Origin of the sequence: Hydrotalea sp. AMD (genome assembly GCF_004100315.1) — a bacterium.
Taxonomy (GTDB): domain Bacteria; phylum Bacteroidota; class Bacteroidia; order Chitinophagales; family Chitinophagaceae; genus Hydrotalea; species Hydrotalea flava.
In genome coordinates this window covers 156426-182148 of sequence record NZ_SCKY01000002.1, presented here as the reverse complement: position 1 = coordinate 182148, position 25723 = coordinate 156426, and the positions used below count along the sequence as shown (strand labels likewise).

At 36.2% G+C, this 25723-nt stretch carries 24 protein-coding genes; 10 read left to right on the top strand and 14 right to left on the bottom strand.

Translation table 11 applies throughout. The features are described 5' to 3' along the window. Nucleotides 1-7: 7 nt before the first annotated feature. The gene (glmM, locus tag EO766_RS02530; RefSeq protein WP_074420161.1) at nt 8-1396 is read left to right on the top strand and encodes a phosphoglucosamine mutase; all 1389 of its coding nucleotides are present in this window, start codon (nt 8-10) and stop codon (nt 1394-1396) included. A 110-nt stretch (nt 1397-1506) separates the two neighbouring features. Further along, nucleotides 1507-2637 carry a cysteine desulfurase family protein gene (locus EO766_RS02525; RefSeq protein ID WP_074420160.1) on the top strand — a complete coding sequence of 377 codons (1131 nt, stop codon included), beginning with the start codon at nt 1507-1509 and terminating at the stop codon, nt 2635-2637. A gap of 96 nt (nt 2638-2733) precedes the next feature. Here EO766_RS02525 and EO766_RS02520 read toward each other — a convergent pair whose 3' ends face one another. Together EO766_RS02520 and manA are read right to left on the bottom strand one after the other, a co-directional pair. After that, a complete protein-coding gene (locus tag EO766_RS02520; protein ID WP_074420159.1) occupies nt 2734-3303 on the bottom strand; it encodes a DUF6580 family putative transport protein in 570 nt (189 codons plus the stop codon). A gap of 149 nt (nt 3304-3452) precedes the next feature. Next, nucleotides 3453-4676, bottom strand: coding sequence for a mannose-6-phosphate isomerase, class I (gene manA, locus EO766_RS02515; protein WP_074420175.1), 1224 nt, complete (start codon nt 4674-4676; stop codon nt 3453-3455). A gap of 134 nt (nt 4677-4810) precedes the next feature. Here manA and EO766_RS02510 point away from each other — a divergent pair, with 134 nt between their 5' ends. Continuing rightward, the gene (locus tag EO766_RS02510; RefSeq protein ID WP_068246866.1) at nt 4811-5167 is read left to right on the top strand and encodes a YraN family protein; all 357 of its coding nucleotides are present in this window, start codon (nt 4811-4813) and stop codon (nt 5165-5167) included. A gap of 122 nt (nt 5168-5289) precedes the next feature. Here the strand turns inward: EO766_RS02510 and EO766_RS02505 are convergent, their stop codons facing one another. Next, entirely contained in the window at nt 5290-5793 is a 504-nt protein-coding gene (locus EO766_RS02505) for a YkgJ family cysteine cluster protein (RefSeq protein ID WP_074420158.1), read from the bottom strand. A 225-nt stretch (nt 5794-6018) separates the two neighbouring features. Between EO766_RS02505 and xerD the strand changes: the two genes are divergently transcribed. Both xerD and EO766_RS02495 read left to right on the top strand, forming a co-directional pair. Next, nucleotides 6019-6921, top strand: coding sequence for a site-specific tyrosine recombinase XerD (xerD, locus tag EO766_RS02500; RefSeq protein WP_074420790.1), 903 nt, complete (start codon nt 6019-6021; stop codon nt 6919-6921). 62 nt (nt 6922-6983) lie between these two features. Further along, on the top strand, nt 6984-7826 hold the full coding sequence (locus EO766_RS02495; protein WP_074420157.1) for a DUF2911 domain-containing protein: 843 nt from the start codon (nt 6984-6986) through the stop codon (nt 7824-7826). Between the two features lie 99 nt (nt 7827-7925). Here EO766_RS02495 and EO766_RS02490 read toward each other — a convergent pair whose 3' ends face one another. Then, nucleotides 7926-9185, bottom strand: coding sequence for an aminotransferase class I/II-fold pyridoxal phosphate-dependent enzyme (locus tag EO766_RS02490; protein WP_074418173.1), 1260 nt, complete (start codon nt 9183-9185; stop codon nt 7926-7928). 251 nt (nt 9186-9436) lie between these two features. Between EO766_RS02490 and pafA the strand changes: the two genes are divergently transcribed. Further along, nucleotides 9437-11101, top strand: a complete 1665-nt coding sequence (gene pafA / locus EO766_RS02485; RefSeq protein WP_218836918.1) for an alkaline phosphatase PafA — start codon at nt 9437-9439, stop codon at nt 11099-11101. Between the two features lie 88 nt (nt 11102-11189). On the opposite strand, the gene EO766_RS02480 is transcribed toward pafA, so the two are convergent. Then, nucleotides 11190-12422: an NADP-dependent isocitrate dehydrogenase gene (locus tag EO766_RS02480; protein ID WP_074420792.1), complete on the bottom strand. Its 1233-nt coding sequence runs from the start codon at nt 12420-12422 to the stop codon at nt 11190-11192. 134 nt (nt 12423-12556) lie between these two features. Then, a complete protein-coding gene (locus EO766_RS02475) occupies nt 12557-14443 on the bottom strand; it encodes an Nramp family divalent metal transporter (protein ID WP_074420793.1) in 1887 nt (628 codons plus the stop codon). A gap of 88 nt (nt 14444-14531) precedes the next feature. Here EO766_RS02475 and EO766_RS02470 point away from each other — a divergent pair, with 88 nt between their 5' ends. Further along, a complete protein-coding gene (locus EO766_RS02470; protein ID WP_074418169.1) occupies nt 14532-15491 on the top strand; it encodes a hypothetical protein in 960 nt (319 codons plus the stop codon). A 195-nt stretch (nt 15492-15686) separates the two neighbouring features. Further along, the gene (gene glgP, locus EO766_RS02465; RefSeq protein ID WP_074420794.1) at nt 15687-17339 is read left to right on the top strand and encodes an alpha-glucan family phosphorylase; all 1653 of its coding nucleotides are present in this window, start codon (nt 15687-15689) and stop codon (nt 17337-17339) included. 196 nt (nt 17340-17535) lie between these two features. Here the strand turns inward: glgP and EO766_RS02460 are convergent, their stop codons facing one another. Both EO766_RS02460 and EO766_RS02455 read right to left on the bottom strand, forming a co-directional pair. Next, complete coding sequence (locus EO766_RS02460; protein WP_074420553.1) at nt 17536-18900, bottom strand: OmpA family protein; 1365 nt, start codon at nt 18898-18900, stop codon at nt 17536-17538. A gap of 89 nt (nt 18901-18989) precedes the next feature. After that, nucleotides 18990-19400: a septal ring lytic transglycosylase RlpA family protein gene (locus EO766_RS02455; protein ID WP_074420795.1), complete on the bottom strand. Its 411-nt coding sequence runs from the start codon at nt 19398-19400 to the stop codon at nt 18990-18992. A 597-nt stretch (nt 19401-19997) separates the two neighbouring features. Between EO766_RS02455 and EO766_RS02450 the strand changes: the two genes are divergently transcribed. Then, nucleotides 19998-20378, top strand: coding sequence for a M15 family metallopeptidase (locus tag EO766_RS02450; protein WP_074418164.1), 381 nt, complete (start codon nt 19998-20000; stop codon nt 20376-20378). Between the two features lie 40 nt (nt 20379-20418). On the opposite strand, the gene EO766_RS02445 is transcribed toward EO766_RS02450, so the two are convergent. Both EO766_RS02445 and EO766_RS18370 read right to left on the bottom strand, forming a co-directional pair. Next, nucleotides 20419-20718, bottom strand: a complete 300-nt coding sequence (locus EO766_RS02445) for a thiamine-binding protein (RefSeq protein WP_074418163.1) — start codon at nt 20716-20718, stop codon at nt 20419-20421. A 10-nt stretch (nt 20719-20728) separates the two neighbouring features. Further along, on the bottom strand, nt 20729-20851 hold the full coding sequence (locus tag EO766_RS18370; protein WP_081301342.1) for a hypothetical protein: 123 nt from the start codon (nt 20849-20851) through the stop codon (nt 20729-20731). Between EO766_RS18370 and EO766_RS02440 the strand changes: the two genes are divergently transcribed. Then, nucleotides 20809-21009: a hypothetical protein gene (locus tag EO766_RS02440; RefSeq protein WP_081301341.1), complete on the top strand. Its 201-nt coding sequence runs from the start codon at nt 20809-20811 to the stop codon at nt 21007-21009. The genes EO766_RS18370 and EO766_RS02440 overlap by 43 nt on opposite strands. Before the next feature lie 58 nt (nt 21010-21067). Here EO766_RS02440 and EO766_RS02435 read toward each other — a convergent pair whose 3' ends face one another. The 4 genes from EO766_RS02435 to EO766_RS02420 form a co-directional block, all read right to left on the bottom strand. Then, a complete protein-coding gene (locus EO766_RS02435) occupies nt 21068-22063 on the bottom strand; it encodes a chorismate synthase (RefSeq protein ID WP_074418162.1) in 996 nt (331 codons plus the stop codon). A gap of 18 nt (nt 22064-22081) precedes the next feature. Next, nucleotides 22082-23362 carry a 3-phosphoshikimate 1-carboxyvinyltransferase gene (gene aroA / locus EO766_RS02430; protein WP_074420796.1) on the bottom strand — a complete coding sequence of 427 codons (1281 nt, stop codon included), beginning with the start codon at nt 23360-23362 and terminating at the stop codon, nt 22082-22084. A gap of 14 nt (nt 23363-23376) precedes the next feature. Beyond that, the gene (gene aroB, locus EO766_RS02425; protein ID WP_074420797.1) at nt 23377-24396 is read right to left on the bottom strand and encodes a 3-dehydroquinate synthase; all 1020 of its coding nucleotides are present in this window, start codon (nt 24394-24396) and stop codon (nt 23377-23379) included. Nucleotides 24397-24546: 150 nt separating this feature from the next. Continuing rightward, nucleotides 24547-25632 (bottom strand): chorismate mutase, encoded by a 1086-nt coding sequence (locus EO766_RS02420; protein ID WP_081300519.1) that lies wholly within the window; start codon nt 25630-25632, stop codon nt 24547-24549. Nucleotides 25633-25723: the final 91 nt, after the last annotated feature.

Below are 25723 nucleotides of genomic sequence, written 5' to 3'. Positions count from 1 at the left end.
ATAAAATATGGCATTAATCAAAAGTATTTCAGGCATTCGTGGCACCATCGGTGGCAAATCGGAAGATAATCTTAGCCCTTTAGATGTTGTAAAATATACTGCAGCATTTGGTACATGGCTATTGCAACAAAATCATTCAAATAAAAAAGTAGTAATTGGCCGCGATGGAAGAATCAGCGGTGCAATGGTTCAGGAATTGGCTATGGCTACACTCATGGCATTGGGTATAGATGTTGTAGATGCAGGTTTAAGCACTACCCCTACCATTGAAATGGCGATTCAGTTTGAAAACGCAGCCGGTGGAATGATCATCAGTGCCAGCCACAATCCCAAAGAGTGGAATGCTTTAAAACTATTCAATCATCAAGGTGAATTTATTTCGGCAAGTGATGGCGCTATTGTTTTATCCATTGCAGAAAAAAATGAATTTGTATTTGCACAGGTAGATAAATTAGGTAATAAAACCATTCATACAAACTTTATAGCACAGCATATACAAGCAATTATAGATTATCCGTTGGTAGATGTGGCTTCGATTAAGAAGAGAAAATTTAAAGTAGTGGTTGATGCCATTAACAGCACCGGTGCTATTGCAGTACCTGCTTTATTACAGGCTTTGGGTATTAAAGAGACCGACATTATTATATTGAATGAAACAGTAAATGGAAAATTTGCACATAATCCCGAGCCATTACCACAACATTTGCAGGAATTATGTAATGCAATAAACAAACACAAGGCTGATATTGGTATAGCAGTAGATCCTGATGTAGACAGGCTTTCATTTGTATGTGAAGATGGCAGTTTATTTGGCGAAGAATATACATTGGTAGCCATTGCAGATTATGTATTAAAGAACAGGAAAGGCAATACCGTTAGCAACATGTCGAGCACCAAAGCATTGAAAGATGTTACATTAAAACATGGTGGCATGTACTACCCTTCTGCTGTTGGCGAGGTAAATGTAGTTACAAAAATGAAAGCAGTAAATGCCGTAATTGGGGGTGAAGGCAATGGCGGCGTAATAGTGCCCGATTTGCATTATGGCCGCGATGCTTTAATTGGCATTGCTTTATTTTTAACTTATTTGGCTAAAGAAAAGAAAAGTGTAAAACAACTACGCAATATTTATCCCAACTATTTTATCAGTAAAAATAAAATTGAGCTTGAAAAAGGATTTGATATTAAAAAGATATTTGAACAGATTACAAAGAAATATAAAAAATACCCCATCAATACAGAAGATGGTTTAAAAATTGAATTTGAAAATGACTGGGTGCACCTTAGAACCAGCAATACAGAACCCATTATTCGCATTTATGCGGAAAGCAACTTTGAAACTACTGCCGATAATATTGCCAAAAGAATGATGCAGGACATCCGTGAAGTAATGTAATACAACTTCAAATGCTTGTAAAAGCTCTTATTAACACTGTGATAAGAGGTTTTTTTGTAAGAAACTGTACAGTATATACCTTTACTGTTTAACTGAACAACGATTACCCGATGAGTAAAAGAATTTATTTCGATAATGCAGCCACTACCCCTATCGATCCCGAGGTTTTAGCGGCAATGATGCCTTATTTAACTGAACATTTTGGAAATCCCTCTTCAATATACAGCTATGGCAGAGAAACACGCATGGCAATAGAAAATGCACGAAAATTGGTAGCAAAAATTTTAAATGCCCATCCTGCAGAAATATTTTTTACAAGCGGGGGTACTGAAAGCAGCAACACTGCTATTAATGCCGCAGTATACGATTTAGGATGTACACATATTATTACATCGCCTATTGAACACCATGCTACTTTGCATACTGTTGAAAAATTACACCATCAACATAAAATAAAACTGAGTTATGTAAATATTCTGGAAAACGGCCATGTTGATTTGCAGCACTTAGAGCAAATTTTAACCAGTTCAACCGAAAAATGTTTAGTTACGCTGATGCATGCCAACAATGAAATTGGAAATATCACCAATATTGCATGGATAGGAAATATTTGCAAAAAATACAATGCAATATTTCATAGTGATACCGTGCAAACCGTTGGTCATTTTCCATTTAATTTAAGAGAATTACCCGTTCATTTTATTACCGGCGCGGCTCATAAATTTCATGGGCCCAAAGGGGTTGGTTTACTTTACATTAATGAAAATATAAAAATAAACCCCTTTATACAAGGTGGTGCACAAGAAAGAAATATGCGTGCAGGAACTGAAAATGTGTATGGTATTGTAGGGTTTGCAAAAGCATTGGAAATTGCTACGGAAAATTATCCAACCCAAAGTAAATACATCAGAGGGCTAAAGCAGTATATGATGCAGCAGCTACAACAGCATATCAAGGGCATCAGTTTTAATGGTGATACTTCTGATGAAAGTCTGTACACCGTTTTAAATGTAAGCTTTCCGAAAACTGAAAAAAGTGAGATGCTGTTATTTAATTTAGATATTCATCACATCTGTGCCAGCGGTGGCAGCGCCTGCACCAGCGGTGCCGATCAGGGAAGCCATGTTATCAGGGCATTTAATAATAATCCAAATAAAGTCGCCGTTCGGTTTTCTTTTAGCCGGCACAACTCAAAAGAAGAGATTGATGAAGTGATTCAACAATTACAACAATTTATATAACAGGAACGAAATCATTATTAAGAAACCGGCTTCCCATTTTAGAAGCCGGTTTCTTAATGATATAATGTGCAGATGTTGTGGTATTTACTTCAACTATTATTGCATCTTAATAGCCAGTTTTTTTCTTAATAAAGCATGATAAATTATTAATAGCATTGGTACAAATAATAATGTAGCCATTAATGAATTTTTATAAAAAGGCAACCCATCTACCATACAAAGCCATAAACCGGAAGCGTTCATTGGGTGGTTATATCCGCCGTGTGTAGCCCAAACCGTAAAATTAGAAAGCAAAAAGTAAACTGTAGGACCGGCTAATGCCCCAAACACCAAGGTTGTATAATTTTTACCTTTTAATAGCCACCCTGCTAGTACTAATACACTTAAAAACAAATAATTTAGCAATTGATAACTATAAAAACCTGGAAAAGGAAACTGTCCGGTTACATACAAAAGCTGAATCATGATATCACTGCCCAATAAAGCGAATAATGGAAAAATAAAAGTGAAATGCTTTTGATGCACCATCATACCAGATACAAGGGCAACCGCCATAATCGGCGAAAAACCACTCCATTGTATACTATTGGCAAAAATAATTTTGCAGAAAACTGTTAACAGTAAAACAATTCCTGCATAAATCATATTCTTTTTTGAAAATTGCATATTGCTGATTTAAAGGTTCATATAAAATAGCATAAAAAACAGGCAATCAGCTCCAGCATACACACAGTTGATAATTTTGCCCATTCAACAAAAACAAAAATAAGCAATTTGAAGGTTTTATACGCTTTTTAACTATAAAATTGATACTCTTAAATAGGAACAAATGCTTTAAACAACAATACCCTGCCACTACTGGATATAGAATATTCTGTATTGGGAATTATGAAACAGGCTTCGCCCTGTTTAATTACTTTATTTTTTCCATTGGTGCTGCTGATAATAAAACCACCTTCTACCGCAATAATAATTTCGGGAGAGGCTGCATAAGCTGTGTATTGATTGGCTCCTTCCCATTCTATTTTATGAATGCCAAAATCAGGCACCGGGCATGGATAATTGAATTCAAGTACGTTTCTTTCAATTTGCTTTCCAGTTAAAATTTCCGGTATAACGGGTTGAAAAATGGTATGTTTCAATAATTCCGGCACATCTATATGTTTAGGTGTTAAACCCGCCCGCAAAACATTATCGCTATTGGCCATTAGTTCTACATTTTGCCCCTCTAAATAAGCATGTGGAATACCAGCTTTTTGGAATATTCCCTCCCCTTTTTTTAATTGTACGATATTAAAAAAGTAAATAGAAAAAATGCCACGGTCAATATTTTCAATTGCTTCTTTTCCTTCATATAACTTAGCTACCCACCAACCCGGATCGTTTTTGGTAAGAAGGCCTTCTGCTTTTTTATGCAGCTCTTTTCGAATCAATGTATTTAACTTATTATTAATATCTTTTTGTTCCATTTCCATCACTAACTGATACAATGCTTTGTAGCCCTGCTTTTTAAACAGGGGCAATAAAACGCTTAACTCAAATGTATTGGCCAAAACAGACTCAATTGCTGCAGCACTTTTAAAGCCATGCAACAACCAAAATGTTTCGCTGAGTGCAACCATCACTTCAGGCTTGTGGTTTTTGTCTTTATAATTCCGATGCGGCGCATGAATGGGAATGCCTGCCTGTTCTTCTGACTCAAATCCTTTGATGGCATTTTCTTTTGTAGGATGCACCTGAATGGAAAGCATTTCTCTTACATCCAAAACTTTCAATAAATAGGGTAACTCGCCAAATTTAGCCTGAATGGCCGGGGTTAACACTCTGTTTGGATCCTGTTGTATGAATTGTAACAAACTAACCGATGCTCCATCATCCAAAATAATTTCTGCAGCGGCACTGGGATGTGCACCCAGCCAATATTCGGCATAGGGTTCACCATTGGTATTTTCAATTCCGAGCAGTTTCGAAATATATGTATAGCCGCCCCAGGCATAATGCTGAATTTTACCTTTTAATTTATAAATATTATCTTGCATTTGTTCGTTTTTTTCTTTGAAAGAAGCAGAAGCCGATTTTACACTTTTGCATCCTAAAATATTTTTCAATTAACGCTGTTTCATCAAATGCTAATCTATGCTTTCCATCTGTTTATAAAAATAATTTTATTCACATGAGCCATCAAAAAGAAATAGGAAATCTTGGAGAAAATTTAGCAATCAGGTATATTCTTGAAAATGGTTTTCAGTTATTGTATCAAAACTGGAGGTATAAATATTGGGAAGTAGATATCATTGCTTTAAAAAATAATACCATTCACTTTATAGAGGTAAAAACCAGGCAACAATCGCCTTTTGGGTTTCCGGAAGATAGTATTCAGCAACCAAAAATGGATGCTCTGAAAAAGGCTGCCTCGGCATTTATGGAACAACATCCACAATGGGAACAGCTTCAGTTCGATGTAATTGCCATTACCCTTCAGCAACAGCAGGTGATTGAAATTTATTGGATAGAAGATGTGTTTTTTTAAGTTCAATTGAAAGTATCACTTTTTTTACATTTAAACTTTGGGGCAATTTTTCTTAAATTTAAGCAATAGATTCACTTTCTTTAAATTTTAAAAAGGAACGATAAGTCTTAAACAAGCAAACATCAGGAGGGCAACTGCTCCATCATTTTTTCAACCATTTTATAAGTAGCCGGACAATAAGCAACATTTTGTTGATGTACGTGAATATATTGTACTACCGGCTTTTTGGCCAAATGCGGGAAACCGGCACAACTTTGTGGGCGTACAGAATATATACTGCACTTATTATCTTTTAAATTTAAAAACTGGCAGGGTTGTTTGTTATTCACCCAGTCTTTGTCTTTTTTATCAAAATGCAACCAATAATCTTTCATTTCTGCAACACTTATATTTAAATAAGCAGCAATTCGCTTCATGTCGGCAGTTGTAAAAGTAGGTGTCATTGTTTTACAACAATTGGCACAGCTAAGGCAATCAATTTCATTCCACACAGCTGTATCTAACATTACCACCAATTTATTTAAAGATGTGGGTGCCTTTTTTTCTATTTTACCTAAATATTTTTTAAAAGCAGATTTATGATAACGAACTTTTTGTTTAAATGAACGGAGATTAACAGGTTGCATAAATGTGAAATAAATTGTTTTAGAAAGTATTAACGGTAAAAATATTGTGGATTGAGCAATTACTGAAATAAATATTACAAGATTGATAGAATTGACCCTGCTTAAAAAAGCACTACTATCGCCACTTTACTGCTTCATCTTCTAAAAATGATATCAAATACTAAACAGCTAAAAATATTGTATTTTTATGGGTTGTAACCTGCAATGATGCAACAATGAAATGTTATGTGGGAAGCATATAAAAAAGGATTTAAAACCTATTTACAATTAGAGCGCTCATTAAGTGAACATTCGGTTGAGGCGTATTTGCGTGATGTTGATAAATTAACTCAATACATTCAATTACAATCAACACCTAAAACCCCGGCCGACATTCAATTAAATGACCTGCAACATTTTTTGGAATGGATTGGCAATTTAGGAATGCTGGCCACATCGCAGGCCAGAATTATTTCAGGCATTAAACAATTTTATAAATACTGCTTAACTGAACAAATTGTAATTACAGATCCTTCCACACTTTTAGAGGCACCTAAAACAAAAAGAAGTTTACCTGATGTACTCAGCTTTGAAGAAATTGAAAGCATTATTGCTCAAATTGACTTAAGTACACCAGAGGGTACCCGCAATAAAGCTATAATAGAAACCATGTATAGTTGCGGATTAAGGGTAAGTGAAGTAATTAATTTAACCATCAGCCATATTTATTTTGATGTTGAATTTATACGTGTTACCGGAAAAGGCAATAAAGAACGCCTTGTGCCCATTGGTGCACCTGCTTTACGGTACATTCAATTATATATGGAAACCATCCGCAAACACCTTCCCATCCAAAAAGGTTTTGAAGATGTTTTATTTTTAAACAGAAGAGGCAAGAGCCTAAGTAGAATCATGATTTTTTATATTATAAAAGGTCTGGTTTTAAAAGCAGGAATTCAAAAAAATATTTCACCCCATACTTTCCGCCATTCTTTTGCCACACATTTAATTGAAGGAGGAGCCGATTTAAGGGCCATTCAGGAAATGCTGGGGCATGAAAGCATTACCACAACAGAAATATATACCCACTTAGATCGTAATTTTTTAAGAACCACTTTACAGGCTTTTCATCCTGCCTTTAAAAATTAACAACAAAAGCTGGTATATTCAACAAACGTTTAATAGGTTTGCAGCACATTAAACACTATTATATGAAAAAAACATTGTTTGCAGTCCTTGCTTTACTGACTGTACAATTTGGTTTTAGCCAAATAAAAGTACCCGCAGCAAGCCCTACAGAAACCATTATCCAGGATTTTGGTATGGGCAGATTAGAATTAACGTACTCAAGACCCAATTTAAGAGGTAGAAATGTTTTTAAAGAAAACAGTGAATTAGCACCATTGGGAAAAGTTTGGCGTACAGGTGCCAATGCTTCAACCAAATTAAAAGTAACCGACGAAATTGATTTGGCCGGTAACAAATTGGATTCAGGTACCTACGCCATTTTTACCATCCCGGGTAAAAAAAAATGGACCATTATCATCAATAAAGACTCAAAGAATTGGGGAACGGATTATGCGCAGGCCGATGATATATTCCGGTTTACAGTTCCTGCAGAAAACATGAAAGAAACGATGGAAACTTTTACCATGCAATTTACCAACATACAACCCGAAAGTTGTGAGCTGCATTTAATGTGGGGTAATGTGGCAGTAAAAGTGCCCATTATTACGCATATTGTAAGCCGGCTGAATGCACAGTTTGAGCAGGCGCTGCAAGCAGATAATGTTAACCCCAATCTCTATTTTGCAGCAGCTAATTTTTATTACGATATAGCCAAAGATTACAATAAAGCTTTAACCAACGTTACCAAAGCAACTGAAAATAATCCTAAAGCCTATTATATGTTTTTATTAAAAGCAAAAGTTGAAAAAGCCATTGGCGATAAAGCCAGTGCTAAAGCTGATGCTGAAAAATGCATGCAATTGGCCACCGAAGCCAAAAATGATGATTATGTGCGTGGTGCCAATATGCTGTTGAAATCATTATAATTTAGATTAATGCATTATTAAGTGTTCATTTACCCATAAAAAAGCTGCTGTCACTAATTTGAGAAACAGCAGCTTTTATTTTTTAAGCTATTGGAAAACTTAATGCACTTCTGCCATATCTGGAATAGCATCAACTTTATAAACACCTGCATCTAACTTAGCCTTGGTTTCGCTAAATGCTTGTAAAGTTTCCTGAATATCTGCATCGGTATGCGCAGCAGTAGGTATTAACCTGTAAATGATGTGTCCTTTGGGAATAACAGGATACACCACAATAGAACAGAAAATATGATAGTTTTCACGTAAGTCCATTACCATTGCAGTTGCCTCTTCTACCCCACCTTTCATGTAAACGGGAGTAACTACTGAATCGGTATTCCCAATATCAAAACCTCTTTCTTTTAATCCCTTTTGCAATTGAATGGCATTACTCCACAATTTTGCCTTCATTTCAGGCATATTTCTTAACATTTCCAAACGCTTCAAATTACCAATTACAATAGGCATTGGTACACTTTTGGCAAAAATTTGAGAACGGATATTATAGCGGATATAATCTATAATTGCTTTAGGCCCTGCCATAAAAGCACCAATAGAAGCCATTGATTTGGCAAAAGTTGAAAAATATAAATCAATTGCATCCTGACAACCCTGTTCTTCACCTGCTCCAGCACCGGTTTTACCCAAGGTACCAAAACCGTGGGCATCATCTACCAGCAATCTAAACTCAAATTGTTTTTTAAGTGCAGCAATTTCTTTTAATTTTCCCTGATCGCCGGCCATTCCAAATACACCTTCTGTAATTACTAAAATACCGCCGGCATTTTGCTTTTCAATTAAAGCAGTAGCCCTCACCAATTGCTTCACTAAATCTTCAATATCATTGTGTTTGTAAACATAACGGTGGCCGGTATGTAAACGCAAACCATCTATAATACAGGCATGGCTTTCTGCATCATACACAATTACATCATGCCTGCTGCAAAGCGCATCAATTGCACTCATAATACCCTGATAACCATAATTCATCAGAATGGCATCTTCTTTCTGTTCAAACGCTGCTAATTCTTGCTCTAACTGTTCATGGTAATTGCTGTTACCACTCATCATTCTTGCGCCCATTGGTGCAGCCAATCCAAATTGTTTGGCAGCTTCAGCATCGGTTTTTCTGATTTCAGGATGATTGGCTAAACCTAAGTAATTATTCAGGCTCCAAACAATCATTTCTTTACCACGAAATTGCATTCTATTGCTTATTTCTCCATCTAATTTAGGAAATGCAAAATAACCATGTGCTCTTTCCCGATGCTGGCCAAGAGGGCCATAATGTTTTACTAATCTTTCAAAAATGTCTGCCATGCCTAATTTTTATTTTAAATGAGGAATGCTTCAGGAGGTTGCCAACAAAGCAATATTGATTGATTGGTTGGTAAACAAAAACCCAACATATTTGCTACAACACTGAAATATATTCGGCTGCAAAATTAATAAATTGGTAAGATGAAGGAATAAAAAAGATTTTTTAATTACCATATACACCGATTTATACAATAAATTAATAGCTGCAAAAAATCAGGCAACTTATCTTTAACACCTTAAATATGGAAAAAATGAATAGAAAAAGTTTATTAATTGCTCTGGGATTTATGGTGTTATCCATTCCGCAGTTGCATGCACAGCCAAAGATGAACAATACACAAACGGCAACTATTGCAAGACCAAAATTAATAGTAGGAATTATTGTAGACCAAATGCGGTGGGATTATTTGTACCGCTTTTATAATGTATATGAGCCCAATGGCGGTTTTAAACGATTGTTGCATCAGGGATTTTCCTGTGATAATACTTTAATGCCTTATGTGCCAACGGTTACGGCTGTGGGCCATACTTGTGTGTATACCGGCAGTGTACCTGCTTTAACAGGCATTACAGGCAATAACTGGTTTGATAACAACATCTTAAAAAACGTGTATTGTACTGATGACGCCGGTGTTGCTACAGTTGGCAGTATTACCAAAGCAGCCGGTGAAATGAGCCCACGCAATTTATGGGTTACTACCATAACCGATGAATTACGCCTCGCTTCTAATTTTAAAAGTAAAACAATTGGTATTTCCATTAAAGACAGAGGAGCTATTTTGCCTGCAGGACATGCCGCCAATGCAGCCTACTGGTACGATTACCAAACCGGCAATTTTATAACCAGTACCTATTACATGAATCAATTACCTGAATGGTTAACTAATTTTAATAATAAAAAATGGGTAGATACTTATTATGAAAAAAGATGGTCGCCCATTTTACCGCAATCAACCTATCAGCAACTGTGTGATGTTGATGAAAACAATTATGAAGGCAAGCCTTTTGGAAAAGATGAGAAAGGATTGCCGTATGATTTGTCAAAATTCAAAGGAAAAGATTACAGTAAAATTGCCAGTACACCTTATGCCAATGATTTGTTAGAAAACTTAGCCGAAACCACCATTGCCAACGAGCAAATGGGGAAAGGCAACGAAACAGATTTTTTGGCAGTAAGTTTTTCAAGCACCGATTATATTGGCCATGCATTTGGACCCAATAGCTGGGAATTATTAGATACCTACGCCCGTTTAGATAAAACATTGGGTAAATTATTGGATTATTTAGATAAAACCGTTGGTAAAAATCAATACACTCTGTTTTTAACTGCCGACCATGCCGGTGCACAAATTCCTGAATTTTTAACCAAACACAATATTCCCGGCGGCAGGGCTGATGATCGTGATTTAATGAAAGAATTGAATCAACATTTAGCAGCACAATTTCACCAACCCAATTTAATTCATGCTATTTGGGAATTTGATATTTATTTAAATCATGGTTTAATAGATTCACTGCAACTGAATCAGGCTGCTATTGAAAAAAATATTGCACAATATTTACAAACAGATAACCGAGTGTTAACTGTTGTAAACAAAACCACTGCTGCAACTGCTTCTTTACCTGTCAGTATCAGAGAAATGATTGTAAATGGATATACACCCAAAAGAAGTGGCGATTTACAGATAGTGATGAAATCCGGCGTTATGGATGCCGGAAAAACCGGTATGAGCCATGGCGTTTCTTATACTTATGATACCCATATTCCTTTGTTATGGTTTGGATGGGGCATACAGAAAGGCCATACCAACAAAACTACTTACATGACCGATATTGCCGCAACTTTAGCTGCATTATTAAAAGTTCAAATGCCCAGCGGTTGCATTGGAAAACCCATTACAGAAGCCTATCAATAAAATTTCAACTTGCTGATAAAAAAGCAGTGCTCCTAATGGAACACTGCTTTTTTAGTTTTATCAATGCGATAAGCATAAGCTATGCAAATTATTTTGCCAGCTTAGCCTGAAGGTTTTGATTCAAAGCTTCTAAAAATTCTTCTGTATATAAATAATGCTCACCGTGATTTACTTTATTGCCATAAATGCAAACAGCCAAATCTTTCGTCATTTTTCCACTCTCAACAGTTTCAACACAAACGGTTTCCAAAGCATGGCAGAAATGAATCAATGCCTCATTATTATCCAACTTACCGCGAAATTCCAGGCCTCTTGTCCAGGCAAAAATAGAAGCAATGGGATTGGTAGAAGTTGGATTCCCTTTTTGATATTCACGATAGTGGCGGGTAACCGTACCATGTGCAGCTTCTGCTTCCATTACAGTACCATCCGGTGTAATTAAAGTAGAGGTCATTAAGCCCAATGAACCAAAACCCTGGGCAACGGTATCGCTTTGTACATCGCCATCATAATTTTTACAAGCCCAAACAAAGTTGCCATTCCATTTTAAAGCAGAAGCCACCATATCATCAATTAAGCGATGTTCGTAAGTAATGCCGGCTGCATCATATTTGGCTTTAAATTCATTTTGATAAATTTCTTCAAAAATATCTTTGAAACGGCCATCGTATTTTTTCAGGATGGTGTTTTTAGTAGATAGATAAAGGGGCCATTTTTTGCTCAATGCCTGATTAAAGCAGGCACGTGCAAAACCTTTAATGCTTTCATCGGTATTATACATAGCCAGAGCAACACCATCTCCTTTAAAATTATATACTTCAAATTCCTGAACAGAACCATCATCACCTTCAAACTTAATGGTTAGTTTTCCTTTCCCTTTGGTTACAAAATCGGTAGCGCGGTATTGATCGCCAAAAGCATGGCGGCCAATGCAAATAGGGGCAGTCCAGTTAGGTACCAATCGTGGTACATTTTTGCAAACAATGGGTTCACGAAATACAGTTCCATCTAAAATATTGCGGATGGTACCATTGGGGCTTTTCCACATTTGTTTTAAGTTGAATTCTTTTACACGAGCTTCATCAGGTGTAATAGTAGCGCATTTAATACCAACACCTGCTTTTTTGATGGCATTGGCAGCATCAATGGTTACCTGATCATTGGTGGCATCGCGGTGTTCAATACCCAAATCAAAATATTGAATATCAACATCTATATAAGGCAGAATAAGTTTGTCTTTAATATATTTCCAGATAATTCGTGTCATTTCATCGCCATCCAGTTCTACTACCGGATTTGTTACTTTAATTTTTTGTTCCATATTGCTAATTTAGTTTTTAAAGGGATACAAAAGTAGGGGTTTTGCTATTTTGAATAGAAAAGATGAAAGCATTAGGTAATAAAACCATCAACAGCACATCTGCTATGAAAAAAGTTTACATGTATATATTCAATCTAAACATTCACAACCAAAACGGGAATATGCACATGGTGCCTGACCGATTCAATAGTTTCGCCAAATAAATAATCTTTAATACCCCGGTGTTGATGTGCCCCCATTACCAATAAATTAGCTTTGTTTTTTTCAACGATACGCACAATTTCTTTTTTTCGGTTACGATAACCCAGCTCATATATTGCCTCATAGCCCAATTGTTGTAATTGCATGGCATAATTTTCAAGCCGGTCTTTATCTTTCCGGGTTTCATCATCATCACTTTCTTTTCCTAAAAAAAGAGCCGATACACTTTCCACCACATGTATTAAAATAAAAACAGAAGCTTTATTACCCTGTGCCAAGGCATAAGCAATTAATTTTTCATCTTTAGCAGTAAAATCTAAAGCAATGGCAATTTTATTATTTTCTTCTAAACGCAAAGCATGTAATTGAGGGGTTTCACCATGTAATATAATACTCTTACGCATCTTGCGTTGAATGGCAAGGGGTAAAAATGTGGTCGTTAAAAACAACCACGATAAAAAAACTGCTCCTATACCAACTAGTATTTTCCATATATAATTTCCCGGCTCCTGATATAAAACAGCTACTTCTTCTATCACCATTTTTACATTCAAATAAATTAATATAATAGCTACTAACCATGATAATAATTTAATGGGCAATGAAATGGTAAATTTGCCCATGGTTTCCTTATCGCTTACAAAATGTATGAGCGGAATCATGGCAAACCCTAATTGCACGCTCAGTATTACCTGACTTAAAATAAGTAAGGCGTCTATCCTGTCATCACCATAAATTAAAATCGTAATTACAGCGGGAATAATAGCCAAAAGCCTTGTAATTAATCTGCGTAACCATGGATTAATGCGTAGGCTGATGTAACCCTCCATTACAATTTGCCCGGCATAAGTGCCGGTAATGGTAGAGCTTTGGCCGGCAGCAATTAAGGCAATGGCAAATAACAAAGGGGCCAGTTTAGAACCCAGCAGTGGTTCTAATAAATGATGTGCATCTTCAATTTTTGCTACACCTGTATTACCGGTGGTAAAAAAAACAGAAGCAGCCAAAACCAAAATAGCAGCATTTACAAAAAATGCGGCATTCAACGCAATAGCACTATCAATATTATTGTAACGGATGGCTCTTTTTATACCTTCCTCATCTGTTTTTATTTTACGGGTTTGCACTAATGCTGAATGGAGGTACAGGTTATGCGGCATTACTGTTGCACCTATAATTCCTACGGCAATATATAATGCTTCTTTATTTAGATGATGGGGCACAAAACCATACATTACCTGATTTAAAATAGGATGCGCCAGAATAATTTCAATTAAGAAGGATACGCCAATAATGGCTACTAATGCTATAATAAAGGCTTCTAATTTGCGAATACCAAAATTTTGTAACCAAAGTAATAGCAGCGTATCCAACACTGTTAATGAAACACCCCATATTAAAGGCAATCCGGTCAATAAATTAATACCCAATGCCATACCCAGCACTTCGGCTAAATCGCAGGCAGCAATGGCAATTTCAGCAAGAATATATAAACAAAAATTTACAAATTTAGGATATATTTCTCTGTTGGCCTGGGCCAAATCTCTTCTTCTTACAATTCCTAATCGGGCACTTAAACTTTGCAATAACAAAGCCATTAAATTACTCATTAATAATACCCATATAAGGCTGTAACCAAATTGAGCGCCACCCTGCAAATCGGTAGCCCAGTTTCCGGGATCCATATAACCTACACTCACCAAATAGGCAGGCCCAATATAAGCCAGTATTCTGCGCCAGCCTTTTCTGGGTTGCAGTGTATCTACACTTTCGTGTACTTCGCTTAAAGAATGTTCGTTACGTTGCACCAATCTATCCATAAATATTACTTACAAAAATAATGGTTAATCTTCCTTAAACTATAAAACTTACCACAGAAGTATTACTTTAGTGCCTGAAATAAACGCCATGAAAAGTATTCAACAGCTTATTACGTTTATACTCATCTTCATTTTTTTAGTCGGCTGCCAAACACATCCTGGCGACTTAAGTGGTACAAAACCAGTTAGCAGCAGCGATTTTTTTGCTGCCTTCCCTCCCATTGGGTTGCCCATTACCATTGCCGATACCAACATCAATTCATTTGCCGACACTACTGTAATAGGTATAAAAGCCATGTCTCAGTTTATACCCGATAGTATTTTAAATCATTTCCATCTCAATAAAAAAGCCATTATACATCCCGTAGGAAGTATTCAGAAATTAAAAGAAAAATACATTTTGGCTAACTTCAGCTATAAAAATAATACCATACTTGGGGTATTTGTGTTTAACGAAAAGAATGAATTTCTGGCTGCAAAAAATTTGGTTCAATCAAAACAAAATGATGGTTATGTACACAGTGTATATATTAATAAAGAACCTACTTTTTTAATTAGCCGGGAAAAATACACTGCTGATAAAAAGTTGTTATATACCCGTACAGGCTGGGTGTATAACAACGGAAATGCCTTTATGGTAGCTATGAATGACGGCAATGAAGATGAATTAAAAAACAATACCATCATTAATCCTATTGATACTTTGCCCGAAAAAAATAAACACAGTGGCAATTATGCAAAAAACTCAAAAAATTTTATTGCAATCAGGGATGGTAAAACGCCCAAATTATATCATTTTTTTATTCACTTTGAAAATAAAGACAATTGTAACGGCGAATTAAAGGGAATGATGAAAATGGTGGGTGAAGATAAAGCCGTATATAAAGAAATTGGGGAACCCTGCAGTATAGAATTTACATTTAAAAACAACGAAATTACTTTTAAAGAAAATGGCAAATGCGGCAATAAACGCGGCATACAATGCTATTTTGATGATACCTATCCTAAACAAAAATCACATAAGATCATTAAGAAAAAAAGAACCTGAATTTTTCTATTCATTGGGTAAGGCACTTGTTTCAATCGATTGCGGTTTATAAAATTTAAACTTTTATGTGCTATAATTGAAGCTTTTAACATAGTTTCACTTTTTAGGTCTAATTAATGTGTAAAAAATACATTTTAAATAAAACCCTTTATATTGCAAGCCCAATTCAAATAACCAATCAAGAAAAAGTAATTTATGAACTTCCGAAGTTATCATGTGCCATATGTTGTAAGCGAACAATACAATAAAAGAGCAGCCTATTTTTCAATGGAATTTGCGATTCATCAGCCACTTAAAATATATAGTGGCGGCTTAGGATTTTTAGCAGGTTCGCACTTGCGAAGTGCTTATGAATTAAGACAGAATATGGTAGGTATTGGAATTTTGTGGAAATATGGCTATTACGACCAAACCAGAAATCAGGATCAAACCCTGCAACCCACCTGGATGGAAAAAATATATTCATTTTTAGAAGATACGGGCATTAAATTTCAAATTATTATACATGATCATCCGGTATGGGTAAAGGCCATGTATTTAAATCCTGAAACTTTTAAATCAGCACCTCTGTTTTTATTAACTACCGACTTGCCGGAAAATGATTATGTATCGCAAACCATTTCACACCGGTTGTACGATGCCAATGTATCTACCAAAATTGCCCAATTTATGCTACTGGGTATAGGCGGGGCCAAATTAATGGATGAACTTGGATTTAATCCGGATGTATATCATTTAAATGAAGCACATGGTGTATCGGCTGCTTTTTATTTAATGAATAAATTTAAAAGTGCTGAAAAAGTAAAAGAACATCTGGTATTTACTACCCATACACCAGAGGAAGCAGGCAATGAAAAACACGATATTTATCTCTGTCAGAAAATGAGTTATTTCTGTGGTATTAGTATTGATGAAGTAAGACGTTTAACCGGTATTACAGATGATTTATTCAACCATTCATTAGCCGCCCTGCGTTTTGCACGTAAAGCCAATGGCGTTAGCCGGCTGCACGGTGAAGTAAGCAGAAAAATGTGGAGTCATTACATCGGCATTTGTGAGATTATTCACATTACCAATGCACAAAACTGGCGTTACTGGGCAGATAAACAGTTGTACAAAGCCATGGAAGAGGGCAATGACCTTGCTTTTGATGACAGAAAAAACTATTTGAAGAAAAGAGCATTTGAAATTGTAGCTGACCAGACCGGTAAATTATTTGACCCTAATGTATTAACCATTGTTTGGGCCAGAAGATTTGCAGGGTATAAACGTGCCGACTTTCTTACACAGGATTTAGAAAGATTTGAAAAACTGATCAATAGCTTTGACCAGCCGGTACAAATTATTTGGGCCGGGAAACCTTATCCGGTTGATTACCCTGCCATCAGCCAATTTAATAATTTGGTGCATTTAAGTAAAAATTATAAAAATGTAGCAGTATTAATTGGATATGAACTTACATTAAGCAAAAGGTTAAAACAGGCGGCAGATGTTTGGTTAAACAACCCCCGTGTGCCCAGAGAAGCATCCGGCACCAGTGGCATGACGGCAGCTATGAATGGAGCAGTTAATTTTTCAACAGATGATGGCTGGATTCCGGAATTTGTAAATCATGGCAATAATGGTTTTGTAGTGCCCAAGGCAGATTATGAAAACTTAAGTGTACACGATCAGGACAATTATGACCTGAATAAGATGTATGAAATTTTAGAACAACAAATTGTGCCACTATATTATAAAAATTTTGAAACCTGGCGCCAAATTATGAAAAATGGAATGCGTGATGTGCGTTTTCAATTTGACAGCAATAGAATGGCACATGAGTATTACGAGTTAATGTACAAATAATTTATATTTATAATAAAAATAAAAATCTGCTGTTCTTATCAATACAGCAGGTTTTTTTTGGATGGATGGAACCAGCGGTTTTGTTTTAAACCCACAAGCACTAACAGTTCATCGCTTCTGTAATAAATAACCAAAAAAGCCCCTTACAAATAAAGTAAAGGGCTTTTTTAAAAATGATGATTAAGACCAAAACCAATTAGTAATACCTGAGTTTTAATTCTACCCTCCTGTTCATGGCTCTGCCTTTGGCAGTTTTATTATCAGCAACAGGTTTTTTAGAACCATAACCGGTTGCATGCAACCGATCGGCACTAATACCACCTTTATCAACAAAGTATTGCATTACCGCATTGGCACGTTTATCACTTAAAGCCTGGTTTACAGCTTCACTACCTACGTTATCTGTATAACCTTCAATATCTAATTTTAAATTAGGATCATCTTGTAAAATTTTTAATAATTCACTTAATGGCTTGTAAGAATTAGCAATTAATTGTGAACTACCTGTTGAGAAAAAGATGTTTTTGGCAATGCTATTCACTCTCACAATTACCTCTTCTTTTACAACAGGGCAACCAAAGTTTTCTTTTACACCAAAAACATTGGGGCATTTATCTTCTTCATCATTAATGCCATCCCCATCCGAGTCTGGCACCGGGCAACCCTGATAACGTGCAACTCCTGCCACATTCGGGCATTTGTCTTCATCATCATTAATGCCATCCCCATCTGTATCAGGAATGGGGCAACCATTATATTTGGGCAAACCCGGAACGGTAGGGCATTTATCATTGTCATCATTAACGCCATCACCATCTGTATCAGGCACAGGACATCCATTGTATTTTGCAACACCGGGTACTGTGGGGCATTGGTCTTTATCATCAGTAATACCATCACCATCAGTATCTTTTGGTACTTCCTTTACAGGTGGTGGTGGTGCAGCCAATTTTACCTGTTTTTTGCCGGGAGCAATGGGTGAGGCAAAACCTAAACTATATTGAAAATTATAGTTGGTTAAATCAGATATTCCTAAATGATAGGAATATTGCAGATTAATAAAATTGCCTTCGCCCAAATTAAATTGCAAACCTGTTCCAACTGGAATATAGGCTCCAAAATAAGTTCCTGCATACATGGATGCACCAATTCCGGCAGATAAATAAGGCACCATAAAATACTTATCTGTTAATAATTTTAAATTTACACTGGCATCGGCTTCCAATAAAAATTTATCCTGAAATGGTACTTGTACGCCACTCTTGTATAGGAATGGATATTTTAAGAATGAACCTCCAATGCCCGCCATAAAATCTAAATGATCTGTTAAACCTTGAAAATACTGCACATTTAACCCCGGCGACATATCCTTCATTTTTGTCCATTGGCGATTCTCAAAAACAGTAGTAATTGAGCTGCTGCCAATTAAATCGGGGGTTTTAAAATCCTTGAGAAAGAAATTGATACTCAAAGAAGGCCTTTTTATCAGCTGTGTTGCTTCCTGGCCAAATACAGAAAGCATACTGCCAATACTGATTAAAAGTAGTAGGGTTTTCTTCATAATGTTAATTTTATTGTAGCAAAAATAAAGGGGTTATTCAGTTTTAATAAAATTATTGCAATTTTAATATTCAGTTAATGTTAACATCCTCATTCCAACGTGTCTTTATTTACCTCTTCTACCCTTACTTTCACCAGCCCACGCTTCATAAATTGCAGTTTTCGGGCAGCAATTCTGCTTAAATCAATCACCCTCCCTTTTTTGGCCATGTGCTTGCTCATTCTGTCATTAATCCGCACAATCACCGATTTATCATTTCGCAGGTTAGTTACCCTTACCCAGGTATTCAATTTAAAACTGTTGCTGGCTGCTGTCATATTTTTATTATCAAAACGCTCTCCGGTTGCGGTTTTGGTACCTGTTAAATTTAAACTGTAAAAACTGGCAATACCAGTTACCGTTTTGGGCTTTTTTACAGCAATGGAATCCATGCTATCCTGGCACTTTCCAATTACAGCAATGCTTAAAAAAAACAAAAAGTTAAGCAAAAAAATCTTCATTTGCTATTATTTAATTTAAAAAACTACCGCTGATTTATTATTATATATGAACATATCGGCCAGCGGTTACCTACTTTCATCCAATATGGAGTTAAGTATTGATTAACAAGATCTTATATACCATTATAAGCATCTTGCAATAAATAATTTCTATATACTGTATATTAGTGTTTATAAAAAAGTTGTTATTGCAACAAGTCAACTGAAAATGTGACATTTTAGCAGGATGATACCTGAAATTATTACAAACTATACTCCAAAGCCTATTATTTGTAAACTACATATACATATAGGATACCGGTTATATTGTATCTGCCTTTGGACAATATTAGGCTGTGCTTTTCATCCAAGTACTGTGCCAAAAAATGAAAATACAGCATTCATACCAGAAAATCTACACAATTTTAAACATTTTGATGCTGCATTTGATTGTTTGCATATGATAAACCTGAATGAATTTGTACCTAACATTTACATTGACTCGCGTTATGCCGGAAATGATAATTTTATGCATACACCTATGTATCTTTTCCATACGGCTATTGCCTATGCCAGAAAACCAGTAACTGAAGCTTTAAAAGCAGTACACAAGAAGCATTGAATGCAAAAGGATTATCCTTAAAAATTTGGGATGCCTACCGTCATTATGCAGTTACTGTGGCATTTTGGAAAAGGGTGCATGATGAACGATATGTAGCCAATCCTGCTAATGGCAGTGGAAATAACAGAGGTATTGCAGTAGATGTTACTTTGGTTCAATTACATAACGGTATGCCATTAGACATGGGTACTGATTTCGATAATTTTACGGATAATGCGCATGGTAATTTTAGTCAATTTCCATCGCAAATATTGGCGAGTCGAAAACTATTGCAGGATATAATGACAACACACGGGTTCAAGGCTTTGCCTACTAAGTGGTGGCATTTTAGTTGGACCAAATGCAGCAAATTTTCCTGTTCTGAAAATTCCTTTTAAAAAGATGAAAAAAATAGTACAATAATTTGTAGGAATGGAATTACTGAAGAAATTTTTGTGTTTTTTCAATCCTTGTAATATCCATACTACTTCTTATCTGAAGCTGAATATTCTGAATCCATTCGGCGCAGCCACGTTGGTATAAATGCTCATTAATGGCTTGTATTACCTGCATCACCGCATCATATTTTCCTTCAATTACAGTAGCAAAAGGCCCAACTTCATAATCAATACCCGATTGTTGAATAATGGCAATGGCTTCATCTACCCACTCATAGGGATGCTTATCCATTACAATTGGCACAATTTGAATGGAGGCATTTACAATAAATTGATGCATGATTTAAATTTTATATTTCAATAATACTTACAATAGCATTCAAAGAAATAGTTCCATAAACATGCAGAAACTGATCTTGAACAGTTGGAGATGCTTCGTATTTTAACGGAACATTTAATTGAAGGGTATCAATGGTTAATTGGAGTAAATGAGTTACACCGGCATAATACCGTTATAGCACGCCGCCGGCAATTTGCTTATGTGAACAACAATGAAAAACCCTTTAGATTGCAAAGAAGGGGCGGGTATAATAGCCCAATTGCAGTGCAACTGCCCATTGTTGTTTTGTAGTGATATGATAAATTATTGGTGACATTATTCTAAAACACAATTTTCGCCATCAAATCCATTATTTCCAAACACGTTGTATCTCTTGATTCAGCATCATTAAATCGGCCAGCACCATTGCTGTTACAGCTTCTAATACTACCGGCACACGAAGTGCAATACACAAATCGTGACGGCCTTTTACAGAAAAAGGCTCAACAGTATTGGTTTCCCAATTCAATGATTCCTGCTCCTTGGGTGTAGAAGAAGTTGGTTTAACGGCTACCCTGAATATAAGCGGATTATGATTAGTGATACCTCCAACAACGCCTCCTGCATGATTTGTTTTTGTAGTGCCATCAGCAGCAACAATTGCATCATTATGCTCTGAACCTAACATTTTAGCCGCAGCAAAACCGGTTCCAAATTCAATACCGCGTACAGCAGGAATGGCAAAAACAGCATGCGCCAATAACGACTCAACCGAATCGAAAAAAGGTTCACCAAGGCCCATCGGCAATCCTGTTACAAAACACTCTACAATACCGCCTACGGAATCTTTCGCTGCTATTGCTTTTTCTAATCCTGCTTCGATAGATGGAAGGCCGCCTATTTCTGTAACTGCAGCATTTATTGAAATATTTTTTAATATTTTTTTTGCAATTACACCCACTGCTACCAAAGCAACGGTTAAGCGACCACTAAAATGTCCACCACCTCTATAATCTTCAAACCCACCAAATTTTTGATGTGCCACAAAATCGGCATGACCGGGCCTGGGAATGGCACGTTGTTTGGCATAATCATCACTGCGGGTATTATTGTTTTCAAATAAAATAGTTAAAGGTGCACCGGTAGTACAATCGTTAAAAACCCCACTTTTAAAAATGGGTAAATCAGATTCCTGACGCGGTGTAGTACCTTTTTGCGCCCCACCTTTTCGCCTCTCAATATCTTCTAAAAAATCTTCCACCTTCAGTGGTAATCCTGCAGGGATTCCATCAACACAAACACCTACACTTTCGCCATGCGATTCGCCAAATATTTGTACCCTGAAAATTCTGCCAAATGTGTTCAAAGTTTGAAAATTTAATGGTTAATGATGTAAAGATACAACTGCACCCAATGCAGATATATGGTGATAAAAATCGGGATAAGATTTGTTGATGGCTTCAGCAGATTCTATCACTACAGGGCCATTTGTTTTTAAAGCAGCTAAAGCACAAGCCATTGCTATACGATGATCATGCCGGGACGAAACAGTTGCAGCATGCAATTCGGTTCCACCTTCTATCATCATAATATTATCTTGTAATTGAATGCGTATTCCCAATTTGGCAAACTCTTCTTGCAAAGTAAGTGCCCGGTTACTTTCTTTATGCGTAAGCCTTTCAGTACCCTCAATAACGGTAGTGCCTTTACAGTAAGCAGCCAGCGCTACCAATGGCGGAAATAAATCCGGACAATCTGTTGCATTAAAATGAAATGCCTGAAGGTTGCTTTTCTGAATGTGAATTTGATTGAGTTCAATAGAAATAAGGCAACCGGTATCTATCAGTGCCTGCAATATAGCTTTATCGGCCTGTGTTGAATGAATATCTAATCCTTTAACAGTAATATTTCCTGCTATTGCACCGGCCACCAATAAAAAAGCCGCCCCACTCCAATCGCCTTCCACTTCATATTCTACAATATTATTTTGTGAAGTAGCATGCCATGCTTTATCAAAATAAAAAGAAGTATACCCGTTATTCTTTGGTGTTTTTAAACCAAAGTGTTCCATTACTTTTAACGTTAAATCAATATAAGGTTTACTTTTTAAATTATTTACGAAAATGCTTACATCTTTAGCATCGGCAGCAGCATATGCCATTAATAAGCCCGTTAAAAACTGCGAGCTGAGGGTACCATCAATTGTAATATTAGCCGGTGTTAATGGGCCTGTGACCTGTATAGGTAACTTGCCCTGATTGGTTTGTACTTTTACATTTAACTGTGGTAATATTTCATCAAAAAAATTCATGGGGCGCTGTAATAAGCTGCCTTCACCGGTAATAGAAATGGCAGTAGTATTGAGAGCTATTAAAGGTGTAAACATTCTGATACCTAACCCACTTTCTCCACAATTCATTTGATGGGTGTTGGCATATATTCCTTTTGAAGCAATAATTAAACGGTTGTTTTCATTTTGAATAGTAGCCCCAAGCTGCTGAATTACCTGCAGTGCCGCTCTGTCATCATTTGAATAGCCAGGGTTCTTTATAATACTAGTACCCGTTCTCACTAATGCTGCAGCACAGGCTCTTTGCATAGAACTTTTAGAAGCAGGTGCCTGAAGAATGCCTTTTATTTCAGAAGGATGAATCGTTGCAATCATTGAATCAAATTAAACTAAATTATTTTATAAAATTTTTCAAGATCTTTCAATGGAATGGGTAAAATAATACCCTTTCCAATTTTTTCAATCAAAATATAGTGAACAAACTCTTGCTGCCGTTTTTTATCCATTTGCAGCATATTCATTACCTTTTTTGTATCAAATACAAAATGAGTAGGCAGACCATATTGGGTTAACAAGGCCGATATACGTTCGGGCTGTTTAAAACCCAATATTTGTTGAGATAAAATGGCTGCATAGTGAATACCAATTGCTACTGCATGACCATGTGAAAGGCCATATTGGTTTTCAATGGCATGACCGAGTGTATGCCCCAGATTGAGTAATTTTCTTTCCCCTTTTTCAAATTCATCGGCTTTTACAACCGACATTTTTAGCTGTACATTTTTTTGTATCAGCTCATTCAATTTTTGTTTGTTTTTCTTGAGTAATGCAGGTGATAATTTTTCTAAATTTCTGAACATGGCTGCATTTTTAATACAGGCATGTTTAATAATTTCTGCAAAACCGTTCTGCCATTCTGCATCAGGAAGAGTTTTTAGAAAATGTGTATCATACAATAAAAATGCAGGTTGACGAATGGTGCCCATTAAATTTTTGTACAATCCAATATCAATCCCATTTTTTCCACCGATAGAGGCATCTACCATTGCCAGTACAGTAGTTGGTACAAAACCAAAAGCCACACCACGCATATAAATGGCTGCAACAAAGCCAGTAATATCGGTAACAACGCCACCCCCTACACCAACCAATGTTGCTGTACGGTCGGCCTGCAACTGAATTAATTGTTCAATAATGTATTGAACTGTTGCTATGTTTTTGTGCGCCTCACCTGCAGGTATAACAATGGTTTTCCAACCTTTAAAATAGGTTGTATGTAATGGAAAGATATTGGTGTCGGTAATAATAAAAGTGTTTGCCGGCTTCAGCATTTGCTTCAATTGCCGGAATGATGCATCAAAATAAAAATCAGTATGTTGCTGATTGAATTGAACAGATTGATGCAGCATATATAATTAGTTTATTAAATGTAAAAAAATAAACAAGATGAGAATGTGTTTATTCATTAAAAATAGAACATATTACGCCAAAGGTGAACAACAAATATGGCTATTATACAAAACAGCCAATAACAATTGACGTTATTGGCTGCCATTAATTTAAGAATTCATGATTTTATTTTGATGGTTAATACTTTCCATGTGTACTGCATCAAAATAACGGGTAATAAATTCTTTGCTGAGGCCTAATTTTTCACCTTTTGCATAAGCTCTTTCTAATATTGCATTCCATCTGTTGGTTTGAAGAATGGTGATATTGTTTTCCTTTTTGTAAAGGCCAATTTTTTCGGCTGCTTTCATACGTTGACCCAGAATTTGCATCAGTTCATCATCCAGATGATTAATTTGTTGACGCAATTTTTCTAATGCTGCATGGTATTCTTCAGATGGTACATCTTCTTTTCTCCAGTTAATATTGCCAATCATTTCTCCCAACCGTTCGGGGGTTATTTGCTGTTTGGCATCACTCCATGCATTATCAGGATCAATATGGCTTTCAATAATTAAACCATCATAATCCAAATCAATAGCAGTTTGCGCAACATCCTGTAAAATATCGCGCCTGCCGGAGATATGAGAAGGATCATTAATCATTAACATGCCGGGATTTCTCCTTTTCATTTCAATAGCCAAATGCCACATGGGTGCATTTCTATATTCTGTATTACCATAAGAACTAAAACCACGATGTATTAATCCAATATTTTGAATACCGGCTTTGGCAATGCGTTCTACTGCCCCTGTCCATAATTCCAAATCGGGATTAATTGGATTTTTAATTAATACCGGAATGTCTATACCGCGCAATGCATCAGCAACTTCCTGTACACTAAAAGGATTAACGGTTGTACGTGCACCAATCCAGAGTATATCTACATCAAAATTAAGCGCATCTTCTACCTGTTTGGCAGTAGCTACTTCCACCGTGGTAAATAATCCGGTAATTTTTTTAGCTTGTAATAACCACGGCAATCCCTTTACGCCAATTCCTTCAAATTGCCCGGGTCGTGTACGGGGCTTCCAAATTCCAGCCCTTAACATATCTACCTTTCCCGTTGCCGCCAAACGGGTTGCGGTTTCTAATACCTGTTGTTCTGTTTCAGCGCTACATGGGCCACTAATGATGAGTGGGCGCTTTTGCCACACATCCATGATGTTTTTTGTTTGTTGGGTTGCCTGCTCCATCTTCATTCAAATTGTAAGTGATGATTAATTGGTTGTTACAGCAAAAAATAGAACAATTGTTGACCGCACTAATCTATTTATTTGCAAAAAA